This window comes from Thermophilibacter mediterraneus, assembly GCF_900119385.1.
Lineage (GTDB): Bacteria > Actinomycetota > Coriobacteriia > Coriobacteriales > Atopobiaceae > Thermophilibacter > Thermophilibacter mediterraneus.
Map to the genome: position 1 here is coordinate 1,210,667 of NZ_FPKO01000009.1, position 25,621 is coordinate 1,236,287.

Consider the following 25,621-nt stretch of genomic DNA (forward strand, 5'->3'; position numbering starts at 1 on the left):
GTCGACGCGCCGCGGAAGGGCAACTGGACTTATGCCTTCCGCAGCGCGTTGCAGCGTCCCATGGTAGCGCGCCGGGTGGGGTGGGACGCCAAATCTTCACAGAGGGCGGCTTGGCGACGGAGGTTATTCCAGAGTGGATAATTCTCTAGAGAATAATCTTCGATGAACGTGGTGCTCGTCGACGACTCGGAATGGGAGGTGTTGACATTCAGCACGGCCGTCACGGGGCGGAAACACGGTCCATGTACAGTGGGCACTTCAACAGCCCGTGCTGCCCGCGCCCCAGACGAGAGGTGCCTCATGTTCGAAAGCTTCATGTCCGCCATTGCCGCGCTCAACACCAACGTGCTATGGGGTGTCCCCATGGTCGTGCTGATGCTCGGTACCGGGGCGTTCCTGCTCGTCGTCACCAGGGGTGCCATGTTCACGCGCTTTAACGTGGTCATGCGCTACACCACCAAGACGCTCTTCCAGCGCCGGGACCCGTCCGAGGCGGGGGAGGGCACCATCTCGCCCTTCCAGGCGGTGTGCACCGCGCTCGCCGCGACGCTCGGCACCGGCAACATCGTGGGCGTGGCGCTCGCGGTGGCAACGGGCGGGCCAGGTTCGATCTTCTGGCTGTGGCTGAGCGCGCTGGCCGGTATGGTCATCAAGTTCTGCGAGGTCACGCTGTCGGTGGCGTACCGTACGCGCAACGAGCGCGACGAGATCGTGGGCGGTCCTATGTACTACATCTCCCGCGGCCTGGGGGTTGGCTGGCTCGCGGCGCTGTTCGCCGTCTTCGGCTTCCTCGCGTCGTTCGGCATCGGGGCGAGCGTGCAGGCCAACTCGCTCGCCGGCAGCGTGAACGCGACCTTCGGGGTGCCGCTTCCCGTAATCGGCGTTGTCGTGGCGCTTCTCGCGGGCCTTGTCCTTATCGGCGGCATCACCCGCATCGCGCAGATCGCCGAGAGGCTCGTGCCCCTCGCGGCGGTGTTCTACCTCCTCGGGGCCGCGGCGGTGCTCGTGGTCAACGCCGCGGAGATCCCGGCGGCGATCGCCCGGATCTTCCGCGACGCCTTCACCGGCACGGCCGCCACGGGCGGATTTCTGGGCGCCACGGTCATGTACGCCTGCCGCGTTGGTATGTCGCGCGGCGTGTTCACGCACGAGGCGGGCATGGGCTCGGCGCCCATCGCGCACGCCTCCGCTGACACTGACCACCCCGCCCGCCAGGGCCTGTGGGGTACGTTCGAGGTGTTCTTCGACAGTATCGTCATGTGCACGGTCACGGGTCTTGTGATCCTCACCTCGGGGCTGTGGCACGCCGACCCCATGATGTCCGAGGGCGCCATGAGTTCGGCGGCCTTTGGGCAGAGCATTCCCGGTGGGCAGTACGTCGTGACGGTGGGCCTCATGCTCTTTGCGTTTGCCACGCTCATCGCGTGGTACTACTACGGCGAGAAGTGCGTGGAGTACCTGTTCCGCAGGCGTCGCGGTTGGCACGTGGCCGTGCGCGTCTACCAGGTTGCCTACGTCGCCATGGTGTTCGCGGGCTGCGTGACCAACCTCGACGTGGTGTGGGAGTTCGCCGACTGCTTCAACGGCCTCATGGCGATTCCGAACCTCATCGCGCTGATCGCGCTCTCGCCTGTGATCCGCCGGCTTGCGACGGACTTCTTCCGCGACCCCGACCGCAGGCGCCCGCGGGACGCGGATTACAATGAGATGCTGGTGTTTAGGGACAAGCGGTAACGCGTCTGGGACGATAAGCCTTAGATGTAGAAATGCAGCGAGTCCTCTCCGAACGTCTCGCACCATCGCCTGCAGATGAGTTCGTGGTTCGAGCGGACGAACTTTGCCACCCTACGGAGGTCTCGCTCGGGAAGCTGGCTGTTGTTGTGAGCCACGAGGCAGCCGCCGCTTGCCGTGAGCCAGAGCTTGGTCGCATCCTTGCTAGGCCGCTTGACGGAAACGTGCACGTGGACCGGCTCGCCCTGCTCGCCCGTCCAAAAGAAGATGATATATGGGCCAAAGGCGAACAGACTGGGCATCAGGCGACCTCCCACCTCTCCTCGGGAGGGCACTCGGCAAGCTCGAATATGAGGGGGGCGTTGTTTCTCAGGAACGCGTCAAGCTCCTCGATCTCCTGATCGGTGAACCCGTCGACGTCCGACCACCGGTAAGCGGGCATGATGCAGCGAGCAGAGTCAAAGCCCCAGTCACGGGGGCGTTCGATGTCGATGCGAACGGTTCCGTCCTCCTGGACGTCGGAGTATGCAACCTGTGTCTCATCGGGGAATTGCACATAGTTCCACATCATGTTCGGCACCTCCGTCTGGCCATCCTCGATATTGTACCCACGAAGGCGTGCTGTAAATTCTGGGAACACGCAGCGAGGCTCCTCGGATACGACGCGCCCGGGAACATTCGTCGACGGAAGCGTGGCATGCGTGTGTGAGGACGCCTGTCACGAGCGCCTGTGAGAGCTGGCGGCCCCCGGAGAGCTTGGGTTCGTGCCGTCACGGGCGGGGCGTTGGACGGATGCGCCGCGACGTGTTTTTCAAAAAGCGACTTTTTGGTCCCCCGGCACGACGCTCCTGAGCACGTTGCGCCGTTGTCTGGGGCAACGGTCCCCACCGCGCCCCCCGAACTACCAAGCACAGCTTGATGGTGTGCATCGTGGCCGCGCCGCAGAATTGGTGTCGTTACGAGAGAGGAACGACGAAAGGAGCCACGAGATGGCACTCACCCTCATCCGCGACCCGCGCACCACCACCCCCGACGGCGCCGAGCGAATCGACTTCGGGGCGTTCGAGCGCATGGGGCGCGAGCTCGCGCACCTGCGCGACGAGGTCCCCGCCAAGAGCGAGGAGTTCGAGGACGCGCTCGACGAGATCGTCGACTTCCAGCGCGAGGACGGCAGCTTCTCCCTTGTGAGCGACTACCGAATCGAGTCCGACTCCCGCGTCGAGTACGTCTATCGCCCGAGCTACGCGTGCTGCCAGATTCTCGTCAAGGCCGTCCTCTCGGGGTCCGAGGGCCTCGTCAACGGCATCGACGAGTTTCTCGACGCCCTGCGCCGCGGCCTTGCGTTCTGCTGCGGGCGCAGCCTCGCCGGCCACGGCTACGAGAGCGAGCGGCAGCAGGTCGAGGACCTGCGCAACTTCATGAGCGCGGGCTACCTCAGGCTGGCCCACGCCCGCCCCGGCCTCTGCCCCGAGTTCGACGAGATGGTCCACGGCATCGTGGCCGGCTACGAGCGCCGTCTCCGTGACTGCGCGACCGTCTTCGGCTTCGGGACCGACCTCACCCTGGGGATGTCGGATGTCGTCGAGGCGTTCGGCGGCGACGGGCGCGTGGCGGTTTTCGTCTACGGGACCCTCATGGAGGGGGCGTCCAGGGCGGGCGCGCTGGAGGGCTGCGCGCACCTCGGCTCGGCGCGCCTCGACGGCCACGCCCTCTACGACCTGGGCGAGTTCCCCGGCATCAGGCCCTCTGACGACGGTGGCTGCGTGCTGGGCGAGCTCCGCCTGGTGGACGCGCGTCACCTCGATGAGCTCGACCGCATCGAGGGGTCGGGGCGCCTGTTCGACCGCGCTCCCGTTGACGTCGTGGTCGCGGGCGCCACGCGGACCTTCACGCGTCGGGCCTTCGCCTACGTCTACCGCGGCGAGGTCGCGCCCTGGAGGCGCGTGCCCGAGGCCCTCCAGCCGTGGACCCGTACGGTGAGCCTGCGCAGGACGCACGTCTGGTACGTCGCCTATGGCTCCTGCCTGCTGCGCGAGCGCTTCATGCGCTACCTCGCGGGCGGGGTGTGCGCGGACAACGGGCGGGAGTACGAGCCCTGCTCCGACCCCACGCCGCCCGTCTGCGACGTCCCCTTCATCATCGGCCACAGCGTCTACTTCGGCAACAGGAGCCGCAGCTGGGGCGGCGCGGGCGCGGCGTTTCTTGACGTGGACCACGACGGCATCGCCCACGGGCGCGCCTACCTCATCACGCGCGAGCAGTACGAGTGGGTCCGCAACAAGGAGGGGAGGAGCGCGGACTGGTACGGGCGCGAGGTCAATCTGGGGAGCCTCGCGGGCATCCCGGCCGTGACCTTCACGAGCGAGAAGCCGCGCCCGTCCAACGCGCCGAGCGCCGCCTACCTCGACGTGGTGCGCCGCGGCATGGAGGAGGCGTACCCCGCCCTGGGAAGGGACGTGGTGAGCGAGCTTCTTCTCGACATGTGCGCGCAGAGGCGCGAGGACTAGGGCTGCTCGCCCGATGCCCTCCTGACGTCGGTGACGTCGCCCCAGTGGAGGGCGACAAACGAGCCGTCCTCCCGGCGCAGGGTGAAGAAGTTGGCGGGGTTGCGCACGTCCCCCGCGGGGATGTGCGGCTCGGGGCGCTCCCGGGGGCACAGGGTCCCGCGATAGGTCGTCGGCTCGCCGTTCTTCTCGCCGACGGTGACCTCCACGGACTCCCCGGTCTTCTCGAGAAACGCCCACTCGCGCGACCTGAGGAGGCTGGCAAGGGGCCCGCTCGCGGCGGACCGGTCGACCTCGACGCAGTTTGCTGGGGGCGTCCCGTGGTCAGGCAGCGCCCCCTGCTCCTCGAGGCGCTGGTCGATCCGCCCCCTTGCGTAGTCGCTCAGCTGAAAGTAGACCTTCTGTGCCAGGTCGCGGGCGATGACGGAGTGCGGGTCGAGTTGCTCGCCGCCCCGCGCCGCCCTGCCCAGGATGCCGAGCAGGACGTAGACCTCGGTGAGGTTGAGGGGGAGAAGGACCGGGTGGACCGTCGACTCGAGCCTGCCCCCGTACCTCGGGGCGATCCTCACCAGCATGTCTCCAAGGCGCCAGCCGTCCTGAAGCGCGGATGCGCGCTCGCTGACGGCCTGGGTCGAGCAGCGGAGCACGCTCGACGCGAGCTCCTCCTGGGACATGGGCGTCTGGAGCGCGCGGAGGATGGCGAGGTTCACCTCGTCGCTGCTGAGAAACGAGTTCCTGAGCTCGTAGCGATGCGTGGCGAGGCCGTCCGCACGGAGGCGCTCCATGAGGTCGTGCGCCTCGCGGTAGAGCTCCAGGCGGTCGTCGAGGCGCGCGAGCTCGTTTGCCCGTCGCGAGAGGTCCCTCCTGAAGGCGGGGAAGCGCGCGTCGAGCTGCGAGGCCTCGAGGTCTCTGTAGGGCGCGACGCCGAGGGCGGCAAGAAGCGCGTTGGCGTCGGGGAGCCTGCGCCTGACGTACTCGAGGAGGTTCATGGCGGAGCCTTTCTCTGCGTTGGGCGGGTGCGCCTAGCATAGCGCGGCCGCCGGACAGATCGGCGCACCCGGGAGCCTCGCGCCACCGGCGCCCCGGGGTGAGGGGCGAGCGCCAGCCAAGGGGTTTCTGACAACGCGATGGATGCGTGGAAAAGGAGTGACTGAGCATGTGCAGGATTGCTGCGACCGACCAGTACTACGGGGCCCTTCTCTCCGTCATGTGCAACGAGGGGAAGGTTCCGGTGCGTCTTGACCGCGAGGGGGAGCGCGGCGCCCACCGCGTCTACGGGCTCGTGGGCGAGGACGGGAGGGACAGGGGCCACTCGCTCTTCGCCAAGTACGTGAGGGCGGCCGATAACATGAGGGAGGGGTACGACCGCTGGACCTTCTACTTCTCGGAGGCCGAGGTCGACGCCCTCATGAGGCTTCGCGAGCGCGGGCGGAGGGTCTGGGCGGCCCTCATCTGCTGGAAGGGGAAGGGCGGCGAGGTCGCGCTGCTCGACTGCGACCAGGTCCTCGACTGCCTTGGCGTGAGCATCGGGGCGAGGAGCAAGTCGGTCACGATTCAGCGCTTTGCCGGGAAGCGCGGCCTGCGGGCGTACGGCACGGGTCGGGACATGGACCACGCCATCGTCATCGCGAGAGGAGTCATCGCGTCGCTGTAGATGCTTGCGGCGGGGCCGCGGCAGGCGGGTCGCGCGGCCATGGACGGATTGGAGGAGAGGTGCTCTCTGACGAGGAGATTGAGGAGAGGCTCGCGGGAAGGCGCTGGGTCTTTGCCTACGACCCGGTGACGGGCGAGCGCGTGGGGTTCACCAGCTGCCCCGAGCGGCGGGTCCCCGCGACGAGGATGCTCTACGAGATGGAAGGGTATCGGGTCGAGGTGATGACGGTGGGGGAGGTCGACGAGATGGTGGGGCGGCGGTGACGCAGGGGCACGGCCCCGCCGCCGTCTCGACGGCCGGGGCGGCGGACTCGGGATGCGGGTCCGCCGCCCCCTGACGGCCTCGGTCGGGTCTCGCGCGGAGCCGGGTCCTAGGCCTGCTTCTTGATTCCCTTGCGAACGGACCCGACCGCGCCTCGCGCGCCGCGTCGGGCGTCGCGGGCCCTCTGCTGCAGCGCGGCGACGGGAACCTCGATCTTGATGCCGAGCAGCATGTTCGCCACCCACAGGAAGAGGAGCAGCACGAGCACCGGCACCGCGCACGACGTGACGACCATGACCGCGAACGCCTCGACGAGGGCGTTCACCTGGTCGAGGATGTCCTGGGTGACGCTCGTCACGCCGTCCGCGACGGTCTGCGGGAGGTTGGCGACGGCCTCGGGGATGCCCGTGATGAACTCGAGGATCCCCCCGTCCCCCTCGTCCGACTGAGGCTGCTCCTGCGCCTCGGCCTCCTGCTCGGTCGACGCGACGGCGACGGACGTCTCGTAGGTTTCGTCGATGCGGTCGGTCACCCACACGCTCGCGGGCACCACGGAGACGAGGATTGCGCCGAGCAGGAGCAGGCGAACGGCGACGTGGGTGAACGTCCGCGATATGGCCGAGCGCCCGAGGAGCGCCACCGCCGCCGCGAGACCCGCGAGCCCGATGGGCATAAGGACGCCAAAGGAGAGGAACCCGAAGATCGTGAGCAGGTACTTCTCGAGGTAGATGACCACGAGCACGATTCCCAGGTCGACGCTCACGTCCATGAGCTTGTCCGCGATGGCGCTGCCCGTGTCGTCCGGCAGGACGGAGATCCCCGCCGAGAGCGCCGTCGAGGACGCGACGAGGGCGGTGACGTTGGCCTTCTTCTCGTCGAGCGTCGAGATGGTGGCCGTGTAGGTCTCCGGGGATGAGAAGGTCTCCCTGAGCGGGAAGAGCGACACGAGCGCGAGCACGGCGAGAAGGGCGACGATGGCGTAACGGAAGCGCCCGAGCAGGCCGACTATGGGATCGAGCTCTGGGGAGGCGAGCTCGTTGACCTCGTAGAGGCCCTCCTCGGCGGCGGGCTCGAGGGCGTTCTGATCGATTTGGTCCATGCGCATCTCCTTTCAGGATACTGACAGGCACACTTTACGCTTGCGCGGGTGCCATGGCGGTCGTGACTCCTTCTCCCGTGCGATAATGAGCTCAGGGGGCTCTATTCTGGGGAAAGGCACGGACGGACGGGCATCGAGTGGACGCCTGACGACGAGACCCGTCGGCCTGCTCCCAACCATCCTAGGAGGCCGTAATGAACTTTTCTGACGCCCAGCGGGAGGCCCTCGCCTTCCGCGACGAGCGTGACTGGAGGCAGTTTCACAACGCTAAGGACCTTGCCATCTCGATTTCGCTCGAGGCGGCGGAGCTCCTGGAGTGCTTCCAGTGGAGCGGTGTTGACCTCAATCCGTCCTTGTCGCGGGAGCGCATGCGCGAGGAGCTCGCCGACGTCATGATGTACTGCATCTATTTCGCGGATTCGGTCGGAATAGACATCCCTTCCGCGCTGCATGACAAGATTCTGCGCAATGCCGAGCACTATCCCGTGGACAAGGCCGCAGGCTCGGCGAAGAAGTACACAGAGCTGTGACCTTCCGGCTACAGTCCGCCCGCATCTTGGGCTCGCAGCAGCTTTGCTTGCAGCTCAGGGTCGACGGCAAACAGGTAGAGGCCGTGCACGCCTCGCCTCAGAAGAACGCTGAGCTCGTTTCTGAGGTTCTTCTCGGAATAGTCGAGCGTGCTGTTCCTCTTGTTCGTCGCCTGGGAGTTCTTGCTCGAGGAGGCGTCGAAGCAGATCCTGCCGTCGCGGAACTTCACGGACGGTCCGATGATCACTCCGGCGTAGTTGAGGTCAAACCCCTGAATCGTATAGGTGGAGCCAATCTCATCGATGGTCTCGGGCTTCTCGGCCCACGCCGTCTCCTCCTCAAGCTTTGAGGAGCCCGGGTGAACGAGGCAGTAGTTCCAGGGATGGCAGAACCTCGTCGGGTCAGCAGCGTCGGCACCTCTCTCGAAGCCCCTGTCATCGTCTTCCGAGAGCCCCATCTTCCAGGTGCCGTCGTAGTCAAGGTGCAGCTCGACGTTCCACATGCCGTCGGGGTCAAGCTCGTTCTTCTTCTTGCTCTTGTATGCCCAGTCATAGGTGGCGAGGACTCTGGAGAGGCCCTTGTCCTGCGCATCGATGGCCTTCTGCTTGATGGCAAGAAAGAGGTCGATGGGTGACGAGAAGACCTTTATCTCGTAGGCGTCACGAATCTTCTTTCCTCTCCTCCGCTCCGAGTGGTCATGGGGGATGGCGCCGATTCGGAGACCGGAGGCGAAGTCGTCAATCCACCTTATGACCTCCTCTCCGGCGGAAATGCGCATCTGCTGTCCGAGGTGGATTGAGGAGCGAAAGAAGCGAACCCCATCCTTGAGCGTCACCTCTGAGTCCTCGTGGCCGGTGGGGTCGTTGGTGGGGGCGAGGAGCGCCGCGAGGTCATCTTCGTCCCACTGCTGCGAAGTCTGGAGAATCTGGGCGGGATCAAAGACCGCAACGGTCACCTTGGCCCGACGCATGACGTCTAGCAGCATGTTATTGCCCTGATACCCTTGACTGCCCTGCGTGAGGAGAAGGTGGGCCTCGTCGATGAGGGCGATGTCCGCTCGGCCCTGGGGCTTGTTGACGTCGCGCTTCCCGCGAATCGGATTGCCGGCCTCATCTAGCTTGGGGGCACTGAAGGAGTTGATGAACGAGGTCGGCTTCTGGACGACCTCGTCGACCTTCTTTTGTAGGCCGAGCTTCTTTGCGACTTGGTTATAGACGTGACGCTGTTCGTGGTGCTGGATGAGCATGTAGGCGGTGACACCCTTCGTGCGGACGTCCTCGTCCCCGCTCTCGTCGTCATCGATGATGGCTTCGCCCTTCACGGACACTTCCCTCGAGAGGCGGTTGAACAGATGGCTGATAAGAACCGTCTTTCCTGTTCCTGCGGCCCCTTGGACGATGATGAGCTGGCCGAACTCCCCATCTTCGAGAGTCTCCTCGGCAGACTGCCGCATCAAGGCAGCTCGGGTTATGGCGAGAATCCTCTCCTCTGCGGCGCGCTGCTCCTCGGTGAGCCGATGGAAGGGGGACGCCTTGAACAGCGCGGAATCCCTGATGACGCTCTCTAGTGGGAAGAGCTCAGGATTACGCTTGTGCAGGGCCCTCCAAGTCTTCGAGAAGATCTCGTCGAACTCATGCTGGGGGTAATAGTTGCCCTGGGCGTTCGCACGCCTGTTGTTGAGCTGTTTAATCGCATCTACGCCGAGAAGATACTGCATCATGCGGTTCTCGACGTCGAGCGTCAGGGACTTGTTGAAGTGGGCGTTTCCAATGATGTACTGACGGACGGAGCCGCGGTCGCTCTCCGCCCGCTTGGCAAGGTCTCGCCAGTCCTCACGTGACCTGGCGTCCGGTCCGAAGTGCTGATAGGTTCTTGAGACGATGTCATTGGTCTCGCCGACATAGGCCAGGTATTCGGTCCTGTGGCTGTGTCGATTCTCTGCTTGAGAGTAGATGATGTACACGGTGGGGTAGTCGAAGACGAGCTCGTTGTCTTGGAACCCCGGGTGCGTCTGGCAGAACGAATCCCTTGTGAAGTCCCAGCACTCAACCTCAGCGATGACGGAATCTGGAATGCGCGTTTTACGATGGCTCACGGGCGGTCCAATCGATGGCAGTGTGTGGCAATAGTATATCGGCGTCCTCTCATGCGGCTCTGGATGCTTGCGGGCGGCGGGTGTCTCTTTGATTCTGTCGTGGGGCTAGGTTTTCGCTCGCCCAAATACCTGTGACGCTGTTATTGACAGGAGCTTGTCGACAAGGTGCAGGGCATGATGCTGCGGTCGAAGCGAGCGCGGCTGAGCTAGAACGTCGCCGCGCCACGCGCCGGGGCGCTCCAGCGGTGGATGAGCACATCACTCCGGGCACGCCACGGCCGCCCCGGGCGCCCCGCCCACGCGGATGCGCAGCCCCTCGTCGCCGGACTCGGGCGACTCGAACCACACGTCCTCGACCCGCCACTCGGGCCCCGGGCCCATCGAGCGCTCGAAGAGCCTCGCCAGCATCCCGGCCCGCGCGTCCATGTGGGCACCTCCCGTCGCCGCCCGACGACAGAATGGTGCCGCTCGGGGTCACGCGGTCACGAGGGGCTGGGTGCGCTACCCACTAAAAGTTCCGAAGAGCCCCAAAAAAGTCGGCAAGTGGATCTTGATCTTTTCCCTCCCCAGAGAGATCATACTCTCGCTTCCCGGATGGGAGGCCGGAGTATGGAGGATCGGAGATCCTTGGGCATAGCAGGAGCGCGCCATGAGAGAAGTGCACTCTCGAATGTCTGAGGCCGGGTTACCGGCTTTTCTCTTCTCTCGGAGAAGTTCTTCGAATCCCTGCCCGCTTGCAGGCATCGCAAATGAAGAAAGGGCACACCATGAAGAACGACAACGCCACCATCATTAGGCTTCACCAGAGCTTCAAGCAGCAGATCGGGCACATCACCCGTGTCATTGGCCTCATGTCGCCCAAGTTCCTCGTCGGGCTGATCGACAAGCTCGACCTCGACGCCAACCCCAGGAACTCGCGCCTCGGCAACGTCACGAACGCCATCCAGGAATCCATCGAGAAAGACGAGGAGGCCAAGGGGGACTCCAAGCTCTTCCCCCTCAAGTCCAAGGGCATCCTCATCGCGGCGTCCGGCTACGAGGTGCTCGACCGGAACCGCTACATGCTCGAGTTCGTCGACCGCAGCACCGAGGGCATCCTTGACGGCGGTCACAATACGCTCGCAATCGGCGCCTACATCCTAGCTCAGGCGGCAAAGTGCGCGGGCACCCCCACGCCCACGCATCGCGCCATGGCCATCTGGGACGACTTCAAGAGCGTGTGGGGCGAGCGCCGCGATGAGGTCGATGCGTACATCAGGGCGATCAAGGAGGATCCCAACGGTCTTGTAGAGCACGGCGCCGGAAAGCTCGACTTCCTCGTTCCCGTCGAGCTCATCCTTCCCGCCGACCCCAATGACGAGCTCTGCCTCGAGGAGTTCCGCTCGTCCCTTCTGGAGATCTGTGACGCTCGAAACAACAACGCCCAGCTTACACAGGGCACAAAGGGCAACCAGGAGGGCCTGTTCGACTCCTTCAAGACGCTGTTTGGCCAGAAGTACCCCGAATTCGCCAAGCAGATCAGCTGGAAGACCAACGACGGCGGCAGCATTCAGAGCAGGAGCCTCGTGGCGCTCGCTTGGATCGTGCTCTCAAAGACGAAGTATGTCCAGGACGGCAACGACAAGATTCTCGACGCCCCAGCCGCCTCCTCAATCTACAGCGGTAAGGAGAAGTGCCTCGAGAAGTACCTGCACCTGTTGCGTGACGATAGGGTCTCGAATCTTTACGGACAGAAGCGTGAGCTCAAGGACCCGCAGGTCGCCAGCGCCCTTAAGGTCGCCACTGACCTGCCACTTCTCTATGACCGCATCTACCGAATCTTCCCCGACTGCTACAACACCATCGGGACTTACGGAAGGATCGGCGCGGTCAAGAGCCTCATGAACAAGACCAACGACTACAAGACCCCGTTCTTCCACGAGAAGGCGGAAAAGCCCGTCCCTGACGGCTTCATCTACCCGCTCGTCTATGGCCTGAGGGCAATCATCGACATCGACGAGAGCACGGGCGAAATCACCTGGAAGACCGACCCTTACCAGTTCGTCGAGTCCGACGCCTTCAGGCTCGCGGTTGCCCAGTACTGCGGAGTCATCCAGCAGTCCGACTACGACCCGCAGAAGGTCGGCAAGGGTGCCTTCAGCTACACTTCCGCAGAGAACGCTGTCAAACTGGCGTACCTAATGACAAAGTAGCCGGAACTCATCACCATCAAGCGCGGCGGCAGTCCCAAGCCTCATCTGGGCTGCCGCCGCACTTCTATCACCCCGCAGCTCTGCCTCGATCTCCTCAATTGTGGGCAGCATCCCGCCCAGTTCCTCCGACATCATCTTGGAGAGCTCGTATTCGGATATGCCAATCGGCTGGCTGAAGCCTTCCGCTGCATTCCGCGCAAGTGTATTGCGCTGCACTTGGAATGAGTATTCAAGGGACAATCCGAGCGTCACTGCACCCACGTTTGGTAGACACCGGGCCATTCGGACGTAGGATAATAATCAATGACGTCACAGGGCTCCGTGAAGGACGGATAGATGAAAAAGGCAACACGTATCTCATACGACCCATATGAGAACTCGCTTAGATTCAAGGTCTATCACAGTGATGAAGATGCATGGGCTTGCCTTTCGGAAGGTTCCGACCTGTTGAAATACGAGAACCAGCTCGTTCTGTTCTCGAACTGCGTAAAAGATATCGTCAACACCATCAATGACAAGCAGAACTCCGCATCGGAAGGTCTGGAAATCCAGTTTGTGGGACCGAAGGATGACTACGAGCTGCTTGAGCACGAGGTCAAAGATGTTTACGACCAGCGGGGAGGAGCTGGACCGCTAACGTGCCGGCACATCGGAAGCTACCGAAATGCCAATGAGGTCCTCAGGACCATCAGATCCGATTACAAGTCAATCGCAAAGGAGTTCTCGCCATTTCTGCCGGGTGGGGAACGATATGAGGATGAATGGAGGAGAATCGGCGACAGCATCGTGAAGTTCGACGAAACGATCAGTGACGCCATCCCCGTCTGCATTATCGGTAATTACAGCGTAGGAAAATCGGCCTTAATCAATTCCCTGATAGGAGAGGACGTCCTTCCCAGCAAGGTCAACCCAAGCACCGCTAAGAACGTTGAAGTCATCAGATCCGATAGGTTCAGGGTCACTCTGTTCCTCCCCGACGAGAAATCCGAGATGTGTCCCCATAGCTTTGACATCGATGGCGGATGCCTAAAGGCAAAGTCAGAAGATCACGCTCTGTGCGACATAGCAAGGAGGCTGAACAAGATCGTCTCCTCCGATGGAGCGGACGAGAATGCCGTGATCAGACGCCTCTTAGATGCCCTCAACGACGGGTACCACCATGAGAGCGAATCGGAGCTTCTTTCCTCGTTTGGATGCAACGTCATCCTCGAGCTCCCGTTTAAGAAGTCATTACTCGACAGAGCAGACAACAAGATCGTGTTCTACGACACCCCGGGAAATGATAATGCGGAAGTCGACCAGCAGGAACACCGCCATGCTCTCGAGGACCTTCTTGGAACGCAGACCAACGCCCTGCCCATACTCGTCACAGAGCGAAGCAGAACCTCAGGAAGAAGCACGGGCGACGTCATGCACATGCTCGACGAATATAAGGAGAACTTCTCGAGCCCAAGCTGCCTGATTGTGCTCACAAAATGCGACAAGCATACCCGCTCCGAGCTCCAGGAAGCCTTGTCCCCCGAGCTGAGGAACTGGCACGGCAAGTCGATAATCCTCTTTACCACCCCGATCGGCGCGCTAGGCGAACGTAAGGGCGACGGCTCGTCATGGCTCGACGAATCGTATAGGGACATCTATGAAGAATGGAGCGATAAGCAGCTGGGACCGAAAAGGGTCTGCTTGCCCGACTATAACTGCTATCCGTGCGGCAGGCGCGGCACAAAGGAGGAAACTGGGGCGAGTGATAGTTTATATAACACCGGCATCCCCTCACTTGAGTATGAGATTCTTTACTATATCGAGAAGCATTCGAAGTATAAGAAGTGCGTCAGGGGTAGAAAGGACCTTCTCAACGCGTTGGCAACAGTAAAGCAAGAGCTCGACAATCGGAAAGCGAAGGCCACAGAAGCGCATAGGGAAGCAAAGAGGCGCAAAGCCACAAAGCGCGCAGCCCTACTCGCCGAGCTCGACGCCATTCACATCTCACTAACCAAGGGATTGGATGAGAACCTCGCCCACCAGTTTCAAAAGGAGCTTGACGATTATTGCGCCAAACTTCCCGAGATAATGGGCAACATTTATGATCGCCTTAACCCTGACGACCCCTTCGCTCTGGATGACAAGCTCAATGAGGCAATCAGGCAACACTGCCAGAAGAACCTCATTGACGCGGTCTACCTAGCAAATGGTGGCGCTAGAGAGAAGATCATTGAAAACATGACGGCGTATGCAGAGGACTATGCCGAGAAGCTCCAAGAGTACGTCAGCAAGAACGAATCACACTTTTCCGACTATGGAAAAGAACAGCTGAAGAAGTACCTCGGCAAGAATCTCGAGCCCCCGACCTTTAGTGAGGTAAAGAGCGTCCTAGACAGCATCGGTGAACTTTTCGAAAAGGCTTCGCTTGCCACACATGCCATCCTGAGACTGCTCAACAATCCCGATGCTGCAAAGAGCCAATTGGTCTCCGCTAAGTCCAGCTTCTTCGAGGGGCGTCTCAGGGACAAAACCGACTTCTTTGGACAAAAGATCCCCGGTCTCTTCCTCGAAACTGTCTTCACAAGGCCCATCAATGAATACTTTGAACAAATAACTGTCTGGACAAATATCTATAGAAAACATATAAAAATGCAGCTCGATAGCGACAACGCTCTGCTCAGCGATATGGAGACCCGGATAGAGGAGCTTGAACGAACAATAAGCGACCTCGAGGGCAGGCTCTCCGCCATCGCCGGAGTAGAGACGAGACTCGAAAGAATCCTCGAGCCGACTGAAGTGGAGCGCAACGAATGTTAAATCAGCCATTGAGCAGCACGGAAATTGAGGGGCGGAGCGATACAACATCGACCGCTCCGGCGCAGTCACCAGACGAGCTGTATGGCAGGTGCCTCGCTGAGGTATTCAGAGAGTATGCGCCGTATGTCGCTGAATGCTACTCGGTCGAAGAGCACCCCAGCCGCACCAGTCCGACCGAGTCCGTCGCGAGCTTCGAAATTACCAAGCTTGTTCTCGAGCAAGACGACCACATTGCCGCAAAGCTCAAGAACGTATATCACCTGCTTGCTTACTCGAGAAACAGCATCGCAATCGTTATCAGTCGGACCCATCGAGACTGCCGTATCTACATCGCAGTTGGAACCGAGGAGAACGATTCCGAGAAATCGAAAGACCTCACAGCAAACGTTCGTGACGCATTTTTGGGCAACTTCCCAGGTTCGGAATGCGGGCCCGTACGACACTATTCTGATGACTGGGACTCCGCATTTGGGTTCCTTAATGAGAGCACGCGTTTTGGCAACGTGAGCTTCAGCTCGGTGGGCATCGTGTCGAACGTTGCGACCGATTTCTCGGAAGAGTTTTCAGAGCAGAGTATTGAAAAGCTAATCGACGGCGTATCCCTCAACCAGGATGAGGAATACACGGTCATGCTCGTCGGCAAGGCGCTTCCACACGATGAAGTCGTTCGAAGGAAGAACAGGCTCTATAGCATCTATACCGGACTGAGCCCCTTCGCCAGCGTCCAGAGAAGTTGGGGCGTTCAGGAAAGTACAACCTGGACAAAAAGTGTGAGTGTTGGCAATTCCATCAACGTCCCGTTTTGTCCTTTCGGCCCGAGCCTCGGAGCAAACATCGGTTTTGGTTCCTCGATCGGAAGCGCCACAGGCACCACGTCCAGCGACACAGTAACCATCACAGAATATGGCGTGAAGCATATGCTCGACACGATAGAAAGACAGCTTGAACGCCTTGAGAGATGTGAGGCGCTCGGCCTTTGGCAGTTCTCAGCATACGTCATCTCGCCAGAAGTTCGTCTGGTGGATGAAGTGTCACGCATGTATCTGTCCCTCACCCAGGGACGGGATTCACATTTCGAAAGCCCCGCGGTTAATATCTGGAATGCGCTCAAAAACGGCGGCGCTCGCAAGGGGGAGTTATCCCGCCTGCGCGAGTACATGATGCATCTTGAGCATCCCGTGTTCAACAAACACCTTGGTTCAGGAGAACAAAGTTTTAACAGCCAAAACTGGCCACGCCGTGTCTCGTGTGCCGCAGAACTATCCGGCGCCGAACTCACCAAGGCCATGAGTCTCCCCCGAACGTCAATCCCGGGTCTACCCGTCATCAAGTGCGCAGCCTTCGGACGAGAAGTATCTTCCTATGACGGACAACGTGACAACGATATCCGCATTGGATGCATCCACCATATGCACCGTGATGAGGACATGCCGGTCGCCCTCTCGACAAAATCACTCGCGTCTCATGTATTCGTCACCGGTTCGACGGGATGCGGCAAATCAAACACGGTCTACAAGTTGCTCGATGAAGCAGAAACGAACTTCTTGGTTATCGAGCCAGCAAAGGGCGAGTACCGCTACGAATTCGAGGGCATCGCAAAGGTCTACGGAACCAACCCCCTTGCAGACAATCTCTTGAAAATCAATCCCTTCGTCTTTCCGGAAGGCATCCATGTATTCGAACATATCGATCGAATACTCGAGGTGTTCAACGTGTGCTGGCCGATGTACGCCGCCATGCCCGCCGTCCTCAAGGAAGCCGTGATTCGCGCCTACAGGCGAGTGGGCTGGAATCTCAGCACATCGACAAACCGTTTCGGCAATCTTTTCCCAACATTTAGAGACGTATGCGAGGAAGTGGACGCTTACATCGAGTCCTCTGACTACTCCACCGACACAAGGGGCGATTACAAGGGCTCCTTAAAGACACGACTGGAATCGCTCACGAATGGCATCAACGAGCTGGTATTCTGCAACGGCTGCATCCCAGACGCGAACCTCTTCGACAGCAAGGCAATCGTCGACCTCAGCCGCGTTGGCTCCGGCGAGAATAAAGCCCTCATCATGGGCATCCTCGTGATCAAGCTTCAAGAGCACCGGATGATTCAAAGAGGCCGCAACACCAATGAGGAGCTGAGGCACATCACGGTAATCGAAGAGGCTCACAATCTTCTGAGAAACTCCCAAGCATCCACATCCGCGGAGATGGGAGGGGGCATTACCGCCAAATCTGTGGAGATGATCTCGAACGCTATCGCCGAGATGAGAACATACGGCGAGGCATTCATCATAGTCGACCAAGCACCCGGTCTGCTTGACATGTCTGCAATCCGCAACACAAACACCAAGATTATCATGAGGCTTCCTGATGAACGCGATCGGAAACTCGTAGGAAGGGCGGCAAACCTCAACGACGCCCAGATTAGGGAGTTAGCTAGGCTGCAGACAGGCATCGCGGCGGTATATCAGAACGAGTGGATAGAACCAGTTCTCTGCCATATCGGAAAGCATGAGTCCATCTCCACGCCGTCCCCACGCACTGCCAACATCGCAGAAGGCACTCAAAAGCTAGGTGACGATGAGCTCCGTTACATGAACACCTGTCTTTTCGACCCCTCGAGGATTGATAGGCCGAGCGACCATGACTTTTCCGAGTGCGTCAGGAAATCAGATATGCCCGACTCCCTGAAGGCAAGAGCACTTGAGATGGCATACGTCCCCTATCAAAGAAGGCGTGAATCTTTTGCTAAGAGCGCTTACGGATACTTCAAGATGAGAGGGACTCTCAACCGAATGAGAGGACTTAATGCCGATGAGCTATCCAAAGCGATACGGCTCTACCTCTCCTCCGGCTGGAAGTTCGAGAGCGAAGTCAATCCCAAGCTGTGGGGACAGGCCCAATACTTGTTTATCCAGACTATGCTTAGCGAGCACGCCAACGCGCTTGCAGCATCGATCAAGGGAGTAGAAGCGGCAGAGTATCTTTCAGATCTCTCCGAAATTGCACGCGAACTCGCCACTCTGAAACCGGTGATGTAAATGGCACTTGAAAACCGCGAAGGTATCGAGTCCCCCCTCGACAAGATGGGCGCGGCCATTGACAGCGCCAAGCAGACGGTGACGGAATGCGCCAACAATACATGGAATGAAATTACCTCAAACGACGCGATATCCATGAGCATAAAAGCAATGCAGGATATTGCTGATGACGCATGGTCAACATGCTCGCCGCTTCTTGAGCAGGCAGGCGATATCGCCACCAAGGGTGCCAAAAATGTCGCCTACATCAGTGGTCGCGTCGGGCTGGGAGCCGCTGACCTCGTTGAGGATGCCTATATCGGTATCCGCTCGAACATCGAGTTCGTCACAACTGGAGAAGACGCTGCCGTTGAATCCGCCCAAACCGGTCTTATAGACAATGCGGTGGACGCATGGAACGACTACATGCAGGTCGACGATCAGGTTCGTGATATTGGAGATATGGCGCAGACAACTGGGCGATTCGCCGCAGAGGCGGCCGTAGGCACGGCAGCCGTTATTACTTCGACACCGTTAGCCGTAGCATCAGGAGCAGCTCTTGTAGCAAGCGAAATGGGCAAAACGCTCGAAGCCAATACCGAAGATGGCGAAATCTCCACTGGAGATATTGTCGAGCAGATAGCAGCAGGCGGCCTCACTGCAGCCACCCTTGCAGGAGGCAGACTATTGAGCAACTCTCTCCTGCCAAAAGGAGGGGCAAAAGAGCTAGGGAAGGCCGGTCAACTTGTAGATGATGCCGGCAATATCATTGACGATGTCGACAGCTTGGCTCCAAGGAAAAGCTACTTCGTCGACGGCACAAAATGTTCAACGGATGATCTTGGTAAGGTGTATAGGGTTGGTGATGACCTGGTGCCGGACACCACCTATGAGATAAATGGATATCGGTACACAACCGACTCGAAGGGCCGAATCACATCGGCAGAGGGAACGCTTCGCTTAAAAGCGCATGACGATCGCCTGTCGATACGCGACACCTTAGAGAAAATTGGAAAGGGTTTCCAACAGGCCTTCGATGAGCGCGGCCACTTGATTGGTGACAGATTTGATGGCTCTGCCGGCATGGAAAACATCATTGCTATGAACGGAACGGTCAACCGAGGAGCATATGCGAATATCGAAAGGAAATGCGCGGATGCTCTCAAACAAGGGAAGGACGTGTTTTACAGAGTCGAACCCGTATATGACGGATCATCACATAGACCTACAGCATTTGCCGTAACAGATATCATAGATGGGGAAGAAACCGTCACGTTTCTCCGCAACATCGCGAAAGGCTAATCATGAGCGAGCAAACTATGTTTCCCGGAATCGTCTCCGTTCTCGAGCATACCCTTCCCGATGGCTGGAACACCGTTATCTTTTACGCAGAGTATTCCGACGATGCCTTCTCCATTGAGTATTATGTAAAGATGCAGCGGTTGGACAATTTTATCAAATGTTTCAGTATTCCGGGAATTGAGAGAGCTGCCCTCCTCAATGACTTCCTTGAGATCGATGAGGTCATCTCCGCGGAAAGAGAGTCGCTCGACCAGTCCAAGCGCTGGAGTTCCATGACACTCGTCCTCCAGGCAAGCGGGAAGTTCCGAGTCGACTACGGATATGATAATTCGGACGAATCTCCTTACTTGAAAAAGCAGGAGTGGAAGAAGAAGTACCTTGGAGTCTCCAGCTGACCTGCCCCGCTTTGCCGTTGCATACTACATATAAAGCACCGCGCACTTCGCGATGGCGTTTCGGCTGACGCGGAGCCTACGGGCAGTCTTGGCCCTCGGCACGCCCGGCGCCCATCGACCATATATTATCCCTGTGTCCAGGGCACAACCCTCGCGATTAATCTGCTCTTTTTTCAGTGCTCGCAACTGCCCAGAAGCCGATGACCACTCAGACCCGTTCCTAGCGAACATCAACACGCGCACGGCTCGGACCCGTCTCGCCCTGCGCACAGCGAGCGATACGTACGGCCCCGCCCGCCGCTCCGGCTGTGTATTGCGCCGCGGCTCGGGTCAGCCGGCTCCGCTTTCGTATTGCTCCCGGCTCAGGCCAGCCGGCTACGCCGTCTGCCCTTCGCATCGGTCGCACACTCCGGCTGCGCCGTCTGCCCCTCGCACCGCGCGCATACACATCCTCCGCTCTGGGCGGCGCCTGACGGAAGTCTTACGTCGCGCAAGGCGGGGCGGGCCCTCGCTGCGGCGCGCACTCCGCTTCGGCGGACGGGCTGCTGCGTTTCCGTGCTCGCCCACGGGTGGTGGTGGGGTGTGGCATCCGCTCGCGACCCTCTCTGCGGGCGCCTGGGAGCGTCTCGGGCCCCCGGGGGGTGTCTCTATGGTTTTGTCAAGCCTTGAGCCCGCGACCTCTCGGCATGCTGGCGCCGGCCCCGCTGGTGTGTTTGATAGCCTCGAAGTTGCAGGTTTGAGCGTCGGAAAGTTTCGGGTCTGAGCACGAAATTCTTTCGGCTTTGAGCATGGGCACGCCGACCATCCGCAGTCGGCCCGACAATGTCGTTGCTTCGGTTTACGACGTGGGGAGGGCCAGAGAGGAATGATCGGCGTGGACAAGATAGAGGATATACGCAAAAGGGCCAGGGGCGGCGAGCCAATCGCCGCGATCGCGAGGGCGGTCGGCGTGTCGGAGCCGACGGCCAGGAAGCACGCCAGGATGGAGGACCTGTCGCCCGAGCCCCCGAGGCGGCACGAGCCTGAGAGCGAGCTGCTCGCGCCCTACGAGGAGACAATCGACTCCTGGCTCGACGACGACTGCAGGAACTGGCGCAAGCAGCGCCACACGGCGACGAGGGTCTACGTGAGGCTCCGCGACGAGGAGGGCTACGCGGGCAGCTACTCCACCGTGCAGCGCTACGTCAAGCGCCGCCGTGTGTTTTGTCAACTAGATTTGAGCAAAATGAGCACCGGAATCTGAGCAGCCTGCGCACGCGACGTGCGCAGGCTTTTTGAGCGCCTACCCCTCCTGCATGAGGGCGTGCCTCACTCGGTAGGACTCGCCCCGGAACTGGACCAGCCGCCCGTGGTGGACGATGCGGTCGATGACGGCGGCCGCCATCTGGTCGTCGCCGAACACCGAGCCCCAGCGGCTGAACTCGAGGTTGGTCGTGATCACCACGCCCTGCCTCTCGTAGGCGTCCGCGAAGACCTGGAACAGCAGCCTCGCCCCGTCCGGGTCCAGCGGCAGGAACCCGAGCTCGTCGACCACGAGCAGCCTCGCCCGCCCGATCTGGGAGGCCTCCCTGTCCAGGCGGCCCTCGTCGCGCGCCCGCCTGAGGCGCGCGACGAGCGAGGAGGCCGCGAGGAAGCGGGCCTCCATGCGCCTGTCGCACGCCAGCCGGCACAGCGCGCTCGCCATGTGGGTCTTGCCCGTGCCGACGTCGCCCATCAGCACGAGGTCCTCGCGGCGGTCCAGGAACGAGAGCGAGAGCAGGTCCTCGCGGCCGAGCCCCTCGGGCCACGACACCGCCGACCAGTCGTACCCGTCGAAGGTCTTGGGCGCCGGCAGCCCGCAGCGCCGAAGCAGGGAGGCGCGCTTGGAGGCGTCGCGGCTCGCGGCCTCGGCCTCGAGGTAGCGGGCGAGGTACTCGACCTGCCTCGGGCCGCCGGCCTCCACGACCCTGCGCGCGAGCTCCCCGCTAGCGGGCATCGGCCTCGCCTCCCCTCAGGAAGCCGTCGCAGGCGGACAGGTCGGCCCCGCCCTCCCCGCCGAGCGCGCCGGAGGCGATCCGCCTGGCGAGCACGTCGACCGTGGCGTCGTCGGGCATGTCTGTGTCAACGATAATTTGCCCTGATTCACAATCCGTCCGGGACACCTTCACGACGGGGAAATCCCCAGCTTCACGATTCCGCTACGACGACCGCATCAGTGCGTGTCGGAGCCTGTAGCTTTCGCCCTCGAAGACGACGAGCTGCCCGTGGTGCGCGACCCGGTCGATGATCGCGGCTGCCATCTGGTCGTCGGTCAGCACCGCTCCCCACCTGGAGAAGTCCACGTTGGTCGTTATGGCCAGCGACCGCCTCTCGTAGCTCGCGTCGATCGCCTGGAAGAGGAGGCGCGCGCCGTCCCGGTCGACCGGGACGTAGCCGAACTCGTCGAGCAGGATCAGGTCGGTCCTCTCCAGGGACCTCATGAGCTTTCTCGCCGTGCCGTCCCTCTTCGCCTCCGAGAGGAGCGTCGCCGGCTCCGTCGTCGTGAAGTAGCGCACCCTCATTCCCATGGAGCACGCGACCGTCCCCATCGCGACGAGCATGTGCGTCTTCCCGGTCCCGACCGGGCCGAACAGGACGAGGTTCTGGGCCTTCCTCACGAACGCGCACGTCGTCACGTCCTCCCGGGACAGCCTGGGCGGCAGCCTCACTGCCGACCAGTCGTACCCCTCGAAGGTCTTCGGGACCGGGAAGTTCGCGCGCTTGAGCAGGCGCCTCCTCCTGTTCGAGTCGCGGAAGGCGAGCTCGGCCTCCAGCATCCTGGAGATCGCCCCCTTCTCGACGTCCGAGTAGTTCTCCACGACGTCGCCCATGGTGTGGTTGGAGAGCATCACGGCCCTCCCGCAGGCCCTGAGCCTGGCGTCCGAGGCGGAGTCCGCCATGCTACACCGCCTCCTTCCCGAGGAACGCGCGGTCGTACTCGGAGAGGTCCGGTCCCGGGTCGGGCCCGGAGACGCCGGAGAGCAGCCTCAGGGAGAGGACGCGGAGGTCGCTGCGGCTGAAGTCGCCGCCACGCCTCACGAGCTCGAGCATCGACTCGCCCGCGGCCTCGATCCCCTCCTCCCCGGCGACCTCCGAGAGCATCGTCACGCTCCTCGACAGCGACGCCCTGTCGAGCCCGTCCAGGTACTCGACCACCCCGGCGGGCAGCGCCGAGCGCACGCGGGACTCGCGCCAGGCCCCAGGCCGCCGGCCAAGGAGCCCGAGCTCCGCCACGGGGTCGACGTCGACCGTGACGCCCCCGCCGAACCTCCTGCGGTACCTGGCGACGAGCTCGCCCGTCCCCTGGCTGACGATCGTCACCTCGTGGGCGCCGAGACCGACCGCGACGTCGGCGCCCGCGAGCTCGGGCCCGGCGCCGTAGGAGTGGGTGCCCACGGTGACCTCGCCCCACTTGTCGCACGGTCTCACGAGCCAGGTCACGCAGGAGAACGGCCTGGAGGGCAGGGGGCGGAGGGCGGCGCGGTCCGACTCGAAGAGCTCGCCCCACGTGCCGTCCCTCCTCCAGTGTCCCCTCTCGCCGAAGCCGTCTGCCACCCCGAGGAGGGACTCGTCGTGCTCCCGCAGGTCGCCGACGCGGGGGACGGGGACGAATACGTTGGAGCGCACGAAGGCGACCTTGCGCTCGACGTGACCCTTCTCGTGCCCCGCGTCGGGGCTGCAGAACCTCGCCTCGAAGCCGTAGTGGAGCCTGAACCTGCGGAAGAGCTCGGCCTCCCTCACCTCGTCGAGGACCCGGCGCCCCGCCCAGGCCGCGTTGTCGAACACGACGACGGGAGGGACTCCCCCTATGTGGCGAAAGACGTCGGCGAGGCCCTGACACACGCACTCCGACGCGCGCCCTCGGAACACCTGGAACCACGACATGCTGGAGTGCGGGAACGAGACCACGAGGAACAGCATCCGCTCCCTGCCGTCCGCGGTGTCGAAGTCGGCCTCGCCGAAGTCGGCCTGCGCGGTTCCGGGGGACCACTCGAGGTCGAGGAAGCCCTCGGGGGCTCGGCCCCTCATCTCGAGCTTCCTGTCGTGGACGTACTTCTGGACCAGGGTGTACCCGCCGTCGTAGCCGGCGCGGCGGAGCTCGGCGAGGATCTTCCTCGCGGTGTGGCGCTGCTTCCTCCAGACGTGCCTGTCGGCCTCCAGTATGGAGTCGATCGTCGGCTTGTACGGATCCAGCTTCGACGGCCCCGGGACGACGCCGGCGGGAGGCTCGGGCGAGAAGTCGACCTCGTCGAGGAACTTTCTGACCGTCTTCCTGTCGTGCCCCGTCCTGCGGGCTATCTCGGATATGCAGTACCCCTCCGACCACAGCCTTCGTATATCATCGATTTGCGGCATGCCCGGCATCCTCTCCACGACCCTTCTCCTCATCGCTGGCTTGGACCCCAACGACTCGAGGGTAGGTCGTCTCTAGGTTGTTCGGCATGCCGTCACTAACAAACTGGGGAATTCCCCGCCGTGATTCCGGGGCAGAGCCCCTGTGAATCCGGCCATTTATAGGCTATCTCAGACAGTCGGGCACGCGCCCGCCCTCGACGACGCGCAGCGCGGCCCGGCACGCCGCGCCGAGGCCCGACGCGGCGCTCGCGCGCGCCATGGACCCGGGCGTCTGCCTGCGGCCGGCGGCGCCCGTGCGGTCGATGCCCTCGACCAGCCCCTCGGGCATGTCCCGCCGTATCGTGGACTCGCCGAACGCGCGCGGCCTGGCGACGATCGCCGGGACGAGCGACAGCGGGTTGCGCACGGCGGGCCCGGCGCCGTAGGCCCTCGGGAGCACGGCCACCCTGCGCCCGCGGTCGGCGACGATCTCGACCGAGCCGGGGCGCATCCCGACGAGCAGCTCCCCTCCGTGCCACGCCGGGCCGGCGACGCACTCGCGGCCGTCGACCTCGACGTAGCCGCGCTTGTCCGCCCTGGCCCGCACCCACCGCACCGCGTCGAACGCGGCGCCGGGCAGCGCGCGCATCTCGGCGAGGTCCTCGCGCAGGGCCTCCGCCGACGCCCGGCCGTCGCGGCACCCCGCAGCGGCGTTCAGGCGCGCGCACCCCTCCGCCAGCAGGGCGCTCGGCTCGGCGAGCGACCCGACCCCGGGCACCGGCACGAGGAGGTTGCGCCTCAGGTAGCCGACCGCGCTCCCCGCCGACCCCTTCTCGTTGCCCGAGTAGGGGCTGCGGTACCTCGACTCGACGCGGTAGTGCCCCCTGAGCAGGGAGAGCGGCCCGGACTCCGTCACCTCGCCGCGGACCATCCTGCCCGCCTCGGTCGCGTTGTCCAGGACCAGCACCCTCGGGGCGCGGCCCCAGCGCGAGAAGATCGCCGCGAGCCCCGCGCACAGGCACTCCGACCTCTGAGACCCCGGCGCGAAGCACTGCCTGTCGTTGGAGTGGGGAGGGGTCGCCACCAGCAGCTCGGGGGCAAGCCCCTCGCCCGCGACGACGGCGCGGAAGTTGCCGAAGTCCGCCTGGCAGGTGCCCGGGGCCCACTCGAGCTCCAGGTAGCCCTCGCCCGCGCCGGCCGAGCGCGCGAGCCCCCGCTCGCGCACGAAGCGCTGGACGGTCGAGTAGGAGCCGGCGTAGCCCCTCTCCTCGACCAGCCGGTCGTAGATCCTCCTGGCGGTGTGGCGCTGCTTGCGCGGCGCGCCGAGGTCGGCCTCCAGGACCGACTCGACCCACCCCGCGTGCTCGCCGAGCGCGGGCCTCTCGCGCCGCGCCGGCACGGGGGCGGCAGGCGACATGTCCTCCATGTCGGCATACTTCGCGACGGTGTTGCGGCTGACGCGGAGCCTGCGGGCGATCTCGGCCCTCGGCACCCCGTCGGCGTCCATCGACCGTATATCATTCCTTGTGTCCAGGGGCACGGTCATCTCCTCCATCCTTCCCGGGCGGCCTCGCCAAAGTGCCCGCCCGGGACAACCCTACGGCGAGGGCCGCGCCCCTGGTCCAGGGGGCGCGGCCCTCGTGCTGAAGCTGCTCATTGTGTTTGATAACGTCTGACTTGCGGATTTAATCACC

The 25,621-nt window shown here is 62.4% G+C and carries 23 protein-coding genes; 11 read left to right on the plus strand and 12 right to left on the minus strand.

Translation table 11 applies throughout. From position 1 onward, the window contains the following. Positions 1-300: 300 nt before the first annotated feature. Positions 301-1,734 carry an alanine/glycine:cation symporter family protein gene (locus tag BQ7106_RS10285; protein WP_205407697.1) on the plus strand — a complete coding sequence of 478 codons (1,434 nt, stop codon included), beginning with the start codon at positions 301-303 and terminating at the stop codon, positions 1,732-1,734. A 20-nt stretch (positions 1,735-1,754) separates the two neighbouring features. Here BQ7106_RS10285 and BQ7106_RS10290 read toward each other — a convergent pair whose 3' ends face one another. Together BQ7106_RS10290 and BQ7106_RS10295 are read right to left on the minus strand one after the other, a co-directional pair. Further along, a complete protein-coding gene (locus BQ7106_RS10290; RefSeq protein WP_072375192.1) occupies positions 1,755-2,033 on the minus strand; it encodes a DUF4160 domain-containing protein in 279 nt (92 codons plus the stop codon). Then, positions 2,033-2,302, minus strand: a complete 270-nt coding sequence (locus BQ7106_RS10295) for a hypothetical protein (RefSeq protein WP_072375196.1) — start codon at positions 2,300-2,302, stop codon at positions 2,033-2,035. Before BQ7106_RS10295 ends, BQ7106_RS10290 begins: the two co-directional genes overlap by 1 nt. Before the next feature lie 418 nt (positions 2,303-2,720). Here BQ7106_RS10295 and BQ7106_RS10300 point away from each other — a divergent pair, with 418 nt between their 5' ends. After that, the gene (locus BQ7106_RS10300; RefSeq protein WP_072375199.1) at positions 2,721-4,238 is read left to right on the plus strand and encodes a gamma-glutamylcyclotransferase family protein; all 1,518 of its coding nucleotides are present in this window, start codon (positions 2,721-2,723) and stop codon (positions 4,236-4,238) included. Here BQ7106_RS10300 and BQ7106_RS10305 read toward each other — a convergent pair. Next, the gene (locus tag BQ7106_RS10305; RefSeq protein ID WP_072375202.1) at positions 4,235-5,224 is read right to left on the minus strand and encodes a hypothetical protein; all 990 of its coding nucleotides are present in this window, start codon (positions 5,222-5,224) and stop codon (positions 4,235-4,237) included. The genes BQ7106_RS10300 and BQ7106_RS10305 overlap by 4 nt on opposite strands. A gap of 167 nt (positions 5,225-5,391) precedes the next feature. On the opposite strand from BQ7106_RS10305, the gene BQ7106_RS10310 reads away from it, so the two are divergent. Both BQ7106_RS10310 and BQ7106_RS10315 read left to right on the plus strand, forming a co-directional pair. Beyond that, the gene (locus BQ7106_RS10310; protein ID WP_072375205.1) at positions 5,392-5,889 is read left to right on the plus strand and encodes a hypothetical protein; all 498 of its coding nucleotides are present in this window, start codon (positions 5,392-5,394) and stop codon (positions 5,887-5,889) included. Between the two features lie 59 nt (positions 5,890-5,948). After that, positions 5,949-6,152: a hypothetical protein gene (locus BQ7106_RS10315; RefSeq protein WP_072375208.1), complete on the plus strand. Its 204-nt coding sequence runs from the start codon at positions 5,949-5,951 to the stop codon at positions 6,150-6,152. 107 nt (positions 6,153-6,259) lie between these two features. On the opposite strand, the gene BQ7106_RS10320 is transcribed toward BQ7106_RS10315, so the two are convergent. Beyond that, positions 6,260-7,249 (minus strand): hypothetical protein, encoded by a 990-nt coding sequence (locus BQ7106_RS10320; protein ID WP_072375212.1) that lies wholly within the window; start codon positions 7,247-7,249, stop codon positions 6,260-6,262. Positions 7,250-7,443: 194 nt separating this feature from the next. Here BQ7106_RS10320 and BQ7106_RS10325 point away from each other — a divergent pair, with 194 nt between their 5' ends. Further along, positions 7,444-7,779, plus strand: coding sequence for a nucleotide pyrophosphohydrolase (locus BQ7106_RS10325; RefSeq protein WP_072375215.1), 336 nt, complete (start codon positions 7,444-7,446; stop codon positions 7,777-7,779). Positions 7,780-7,787: 8 nt separating this feature from the next. Here the strand turns inward: BQ7106_RS10325 and BQ7106_RS10330 are convergent, their stop codons facing one another. Together BQ7106_RS10330 and BQ7106_RS11070 are read right to left on the minus strand one after the other, a co-directional pair. Beyond that, positions 7,788-9,872: a DUF2075 domain-containing protein gene (locus tag BQ7106_RS10330; protein ID WP_129583855.1), complete on the minus strand. Its 2,085-nt coding sequence runs from the start codon at positions 9,870-9,872 to the stop codon at positions 7,788-7,790. A 258-nt stretch (positions 9,873-10,130) separates the two neighbouring features. Further along, positions 10,131-10,298, minus strand: coding sequence for a hypothetical protein (locus BQ7106_RS11070; RefSeq protein WP_159431289.1), 168 nt, complete (start codon positions 10,296-10,298; stop codon positions 10,131-10,133). A gap of 341 nt (positions 10,299-10,639) precedes the next feature. On the opposite strand from BQ7106_RS11070, the gene BQ7106_RS10335 reads away from it, so the two are divergent. Further along, positions 10,640-12,064 carry a hypothetical protein gene (locus BQ7106_RS10335; RefSeq protein WP_072375218.1) on the plus strand — a complete coding sequence of 475 codons (1,425 nt, stop codon included), beginning with the start codon at positions 10,640-10,642 and terminating at the stop codon, positions 12,062-12,064. Here the strand turns inward: BQ7106_RS10335 and BQ7106_RS10935 are convergent. Then, positions 12,050-12,316: a hypothetical protein gene (locus tag BQ7106_RS10935; protein WP_129583856.1), complete on the minus strand. Its 267-nt coding sequence runs from the start codon at positions 12,314-12,316 to the stop codon at positions 12,050-12,052. The genes BQ7106_RS10335 and BQ7106_RS10935 overlap by 15 nt on opposite strands. 84 nt (positions 12,317-12,400) lie before the next feature. Here BQ7106_RS10935 and BQ7106_RS10340 point away from each other — a divergent pair, with 84 nt between their 5' ends. From BQ7106_RS10340 to BQ7106_RS10360, 5 genes are all read left to right on the plus strand, one after another. Next, a complete protein-coding gene (locus BQ7106_RS10340) occupies positions 12,401-14,860 on the plus strand; it encodes a dynamin family protein (protein ID WP_083527022.1) in 2,460 nt (819 codons plus the stop codon). Between the two features lie 8 nt (positions 14,861-14,868). Further along, on the plus strand, positions 14,869-17,898 hold the full coding sequence (locus BQ7106_RS10705) for a helicase HerA domain-containing protein (protein ID WP_159431290.1): 3,030 nt from the start codon (positions 14,869-14,871) through the stop codon (positions 17,896-17,898). After that, positions 17,899-19,179: a DNA/RNA non-specific endonuclease gene (locus BQ7106_RS10350; protein ID WP_072375226.1), complete on the plus strand. Its 1,281-nt coding sequence runs from the start codon at positions 17,899-17,901 to the stop codon at positions 19,177-19,179. A gap of 2 nt (positions 19,180-19,181) precedes the next feature. Continuing rightward, positions 19,182-19,574, plus strand: a complete 393-nt coding sequence (locus BQ7106_RS10355; RefSeq protein ID WP_072375228.1) for an immunity protein YezG family protein — start codon at positions 19,182-19,184, stop codon at positions 19,572-19,574. Between the two features lie 874 nt (positions 19,575-20,448). Beyond that, a complete protein-coding gene (locus tag BQ7106_RS10360; RefSeq protein WP_129583857.1) occupies positions 20,449-20,817 on the plus strand; it encodes a hypothetical protein in 369 nt (122 codons plus the stop codon). Between the two features lie 39 nt (positions 20,818-20,856). On the opposite strand, the gene istB (BQ7106_RS10365) is transcribed toward BQ7106_RS10360, so the two are convergent. The 5 genes from istB (BQ7106_RS10365) to istA (BQ7106_RS10380) all read right to left on the minus strand — a co-directional run bounded on the left by istB (BQ7106_RS10365) (position 20,857) and on the right by istA (BQ7106_RS10380) (position 25,467). Next, on the minus strand, positions 20,857-21,549 hold the full coding sequence (istB, locus tag BQ7106_RS10365; protein WP_072375233.1) for an IS21-like element helper ATPase IstB: 693 nt from the start codon (positions 21,547-21,549) through the stop codon (positions 20,857-20,859). Then, a complete protein-coding gene (locus tag BQ7106_RS11385; protein ID WP_275886724.1) occupies positions 21,539-21,667 on the minus strand; it encodes a hypothetical protein in 129 nt (42 codons plus the stop codon). Before BQ7106_RS11385 ends, istB (BQ7106_RS10365) begins: the two co-directional genes overlap by 11 nt. A gap of 84 nt (positions 21,668-21,751) precedes the next feature. Then, positions 21,752-22,492 (minus strand): IS21-like element helper ATPase IstB, encoded by a 741-nt coding sequence (istB, locus tag BQ7106_RS10370; RefSeq protein ID WP_072375235.1) that lies wholly within the window; start codon positions 22,490-22,492, stop codon positions 21,752-21,754. Position 22,493: 1 nt separating this feature from the next. Beyond that, positions 22,494-23,957 (minus strand): IS21 family transposase, encoded by a 1,464-nt coding sequence (gene istA / locus BQ7106_RS10375; protein ID WP_072375237.1) that lies wholly within the window; start codon positions 23,955-23,957, stop codon positions 22,494-22,496. 154 nt (positions 23,958-24,111) lie between these two features. After that, a complete protein-coding gene (gene istA, locus BQ7106_RS10380; RefSeq protein ID WP_159431292.1) occupies positions 24,112-25,467 on the minus strand; it encodes an IS21 family transposase in 1,356 nt (451 codons plus the stop codon). Between the last annotated feature and the right edge of the window lie 154 nt (positions 25,468-25,621).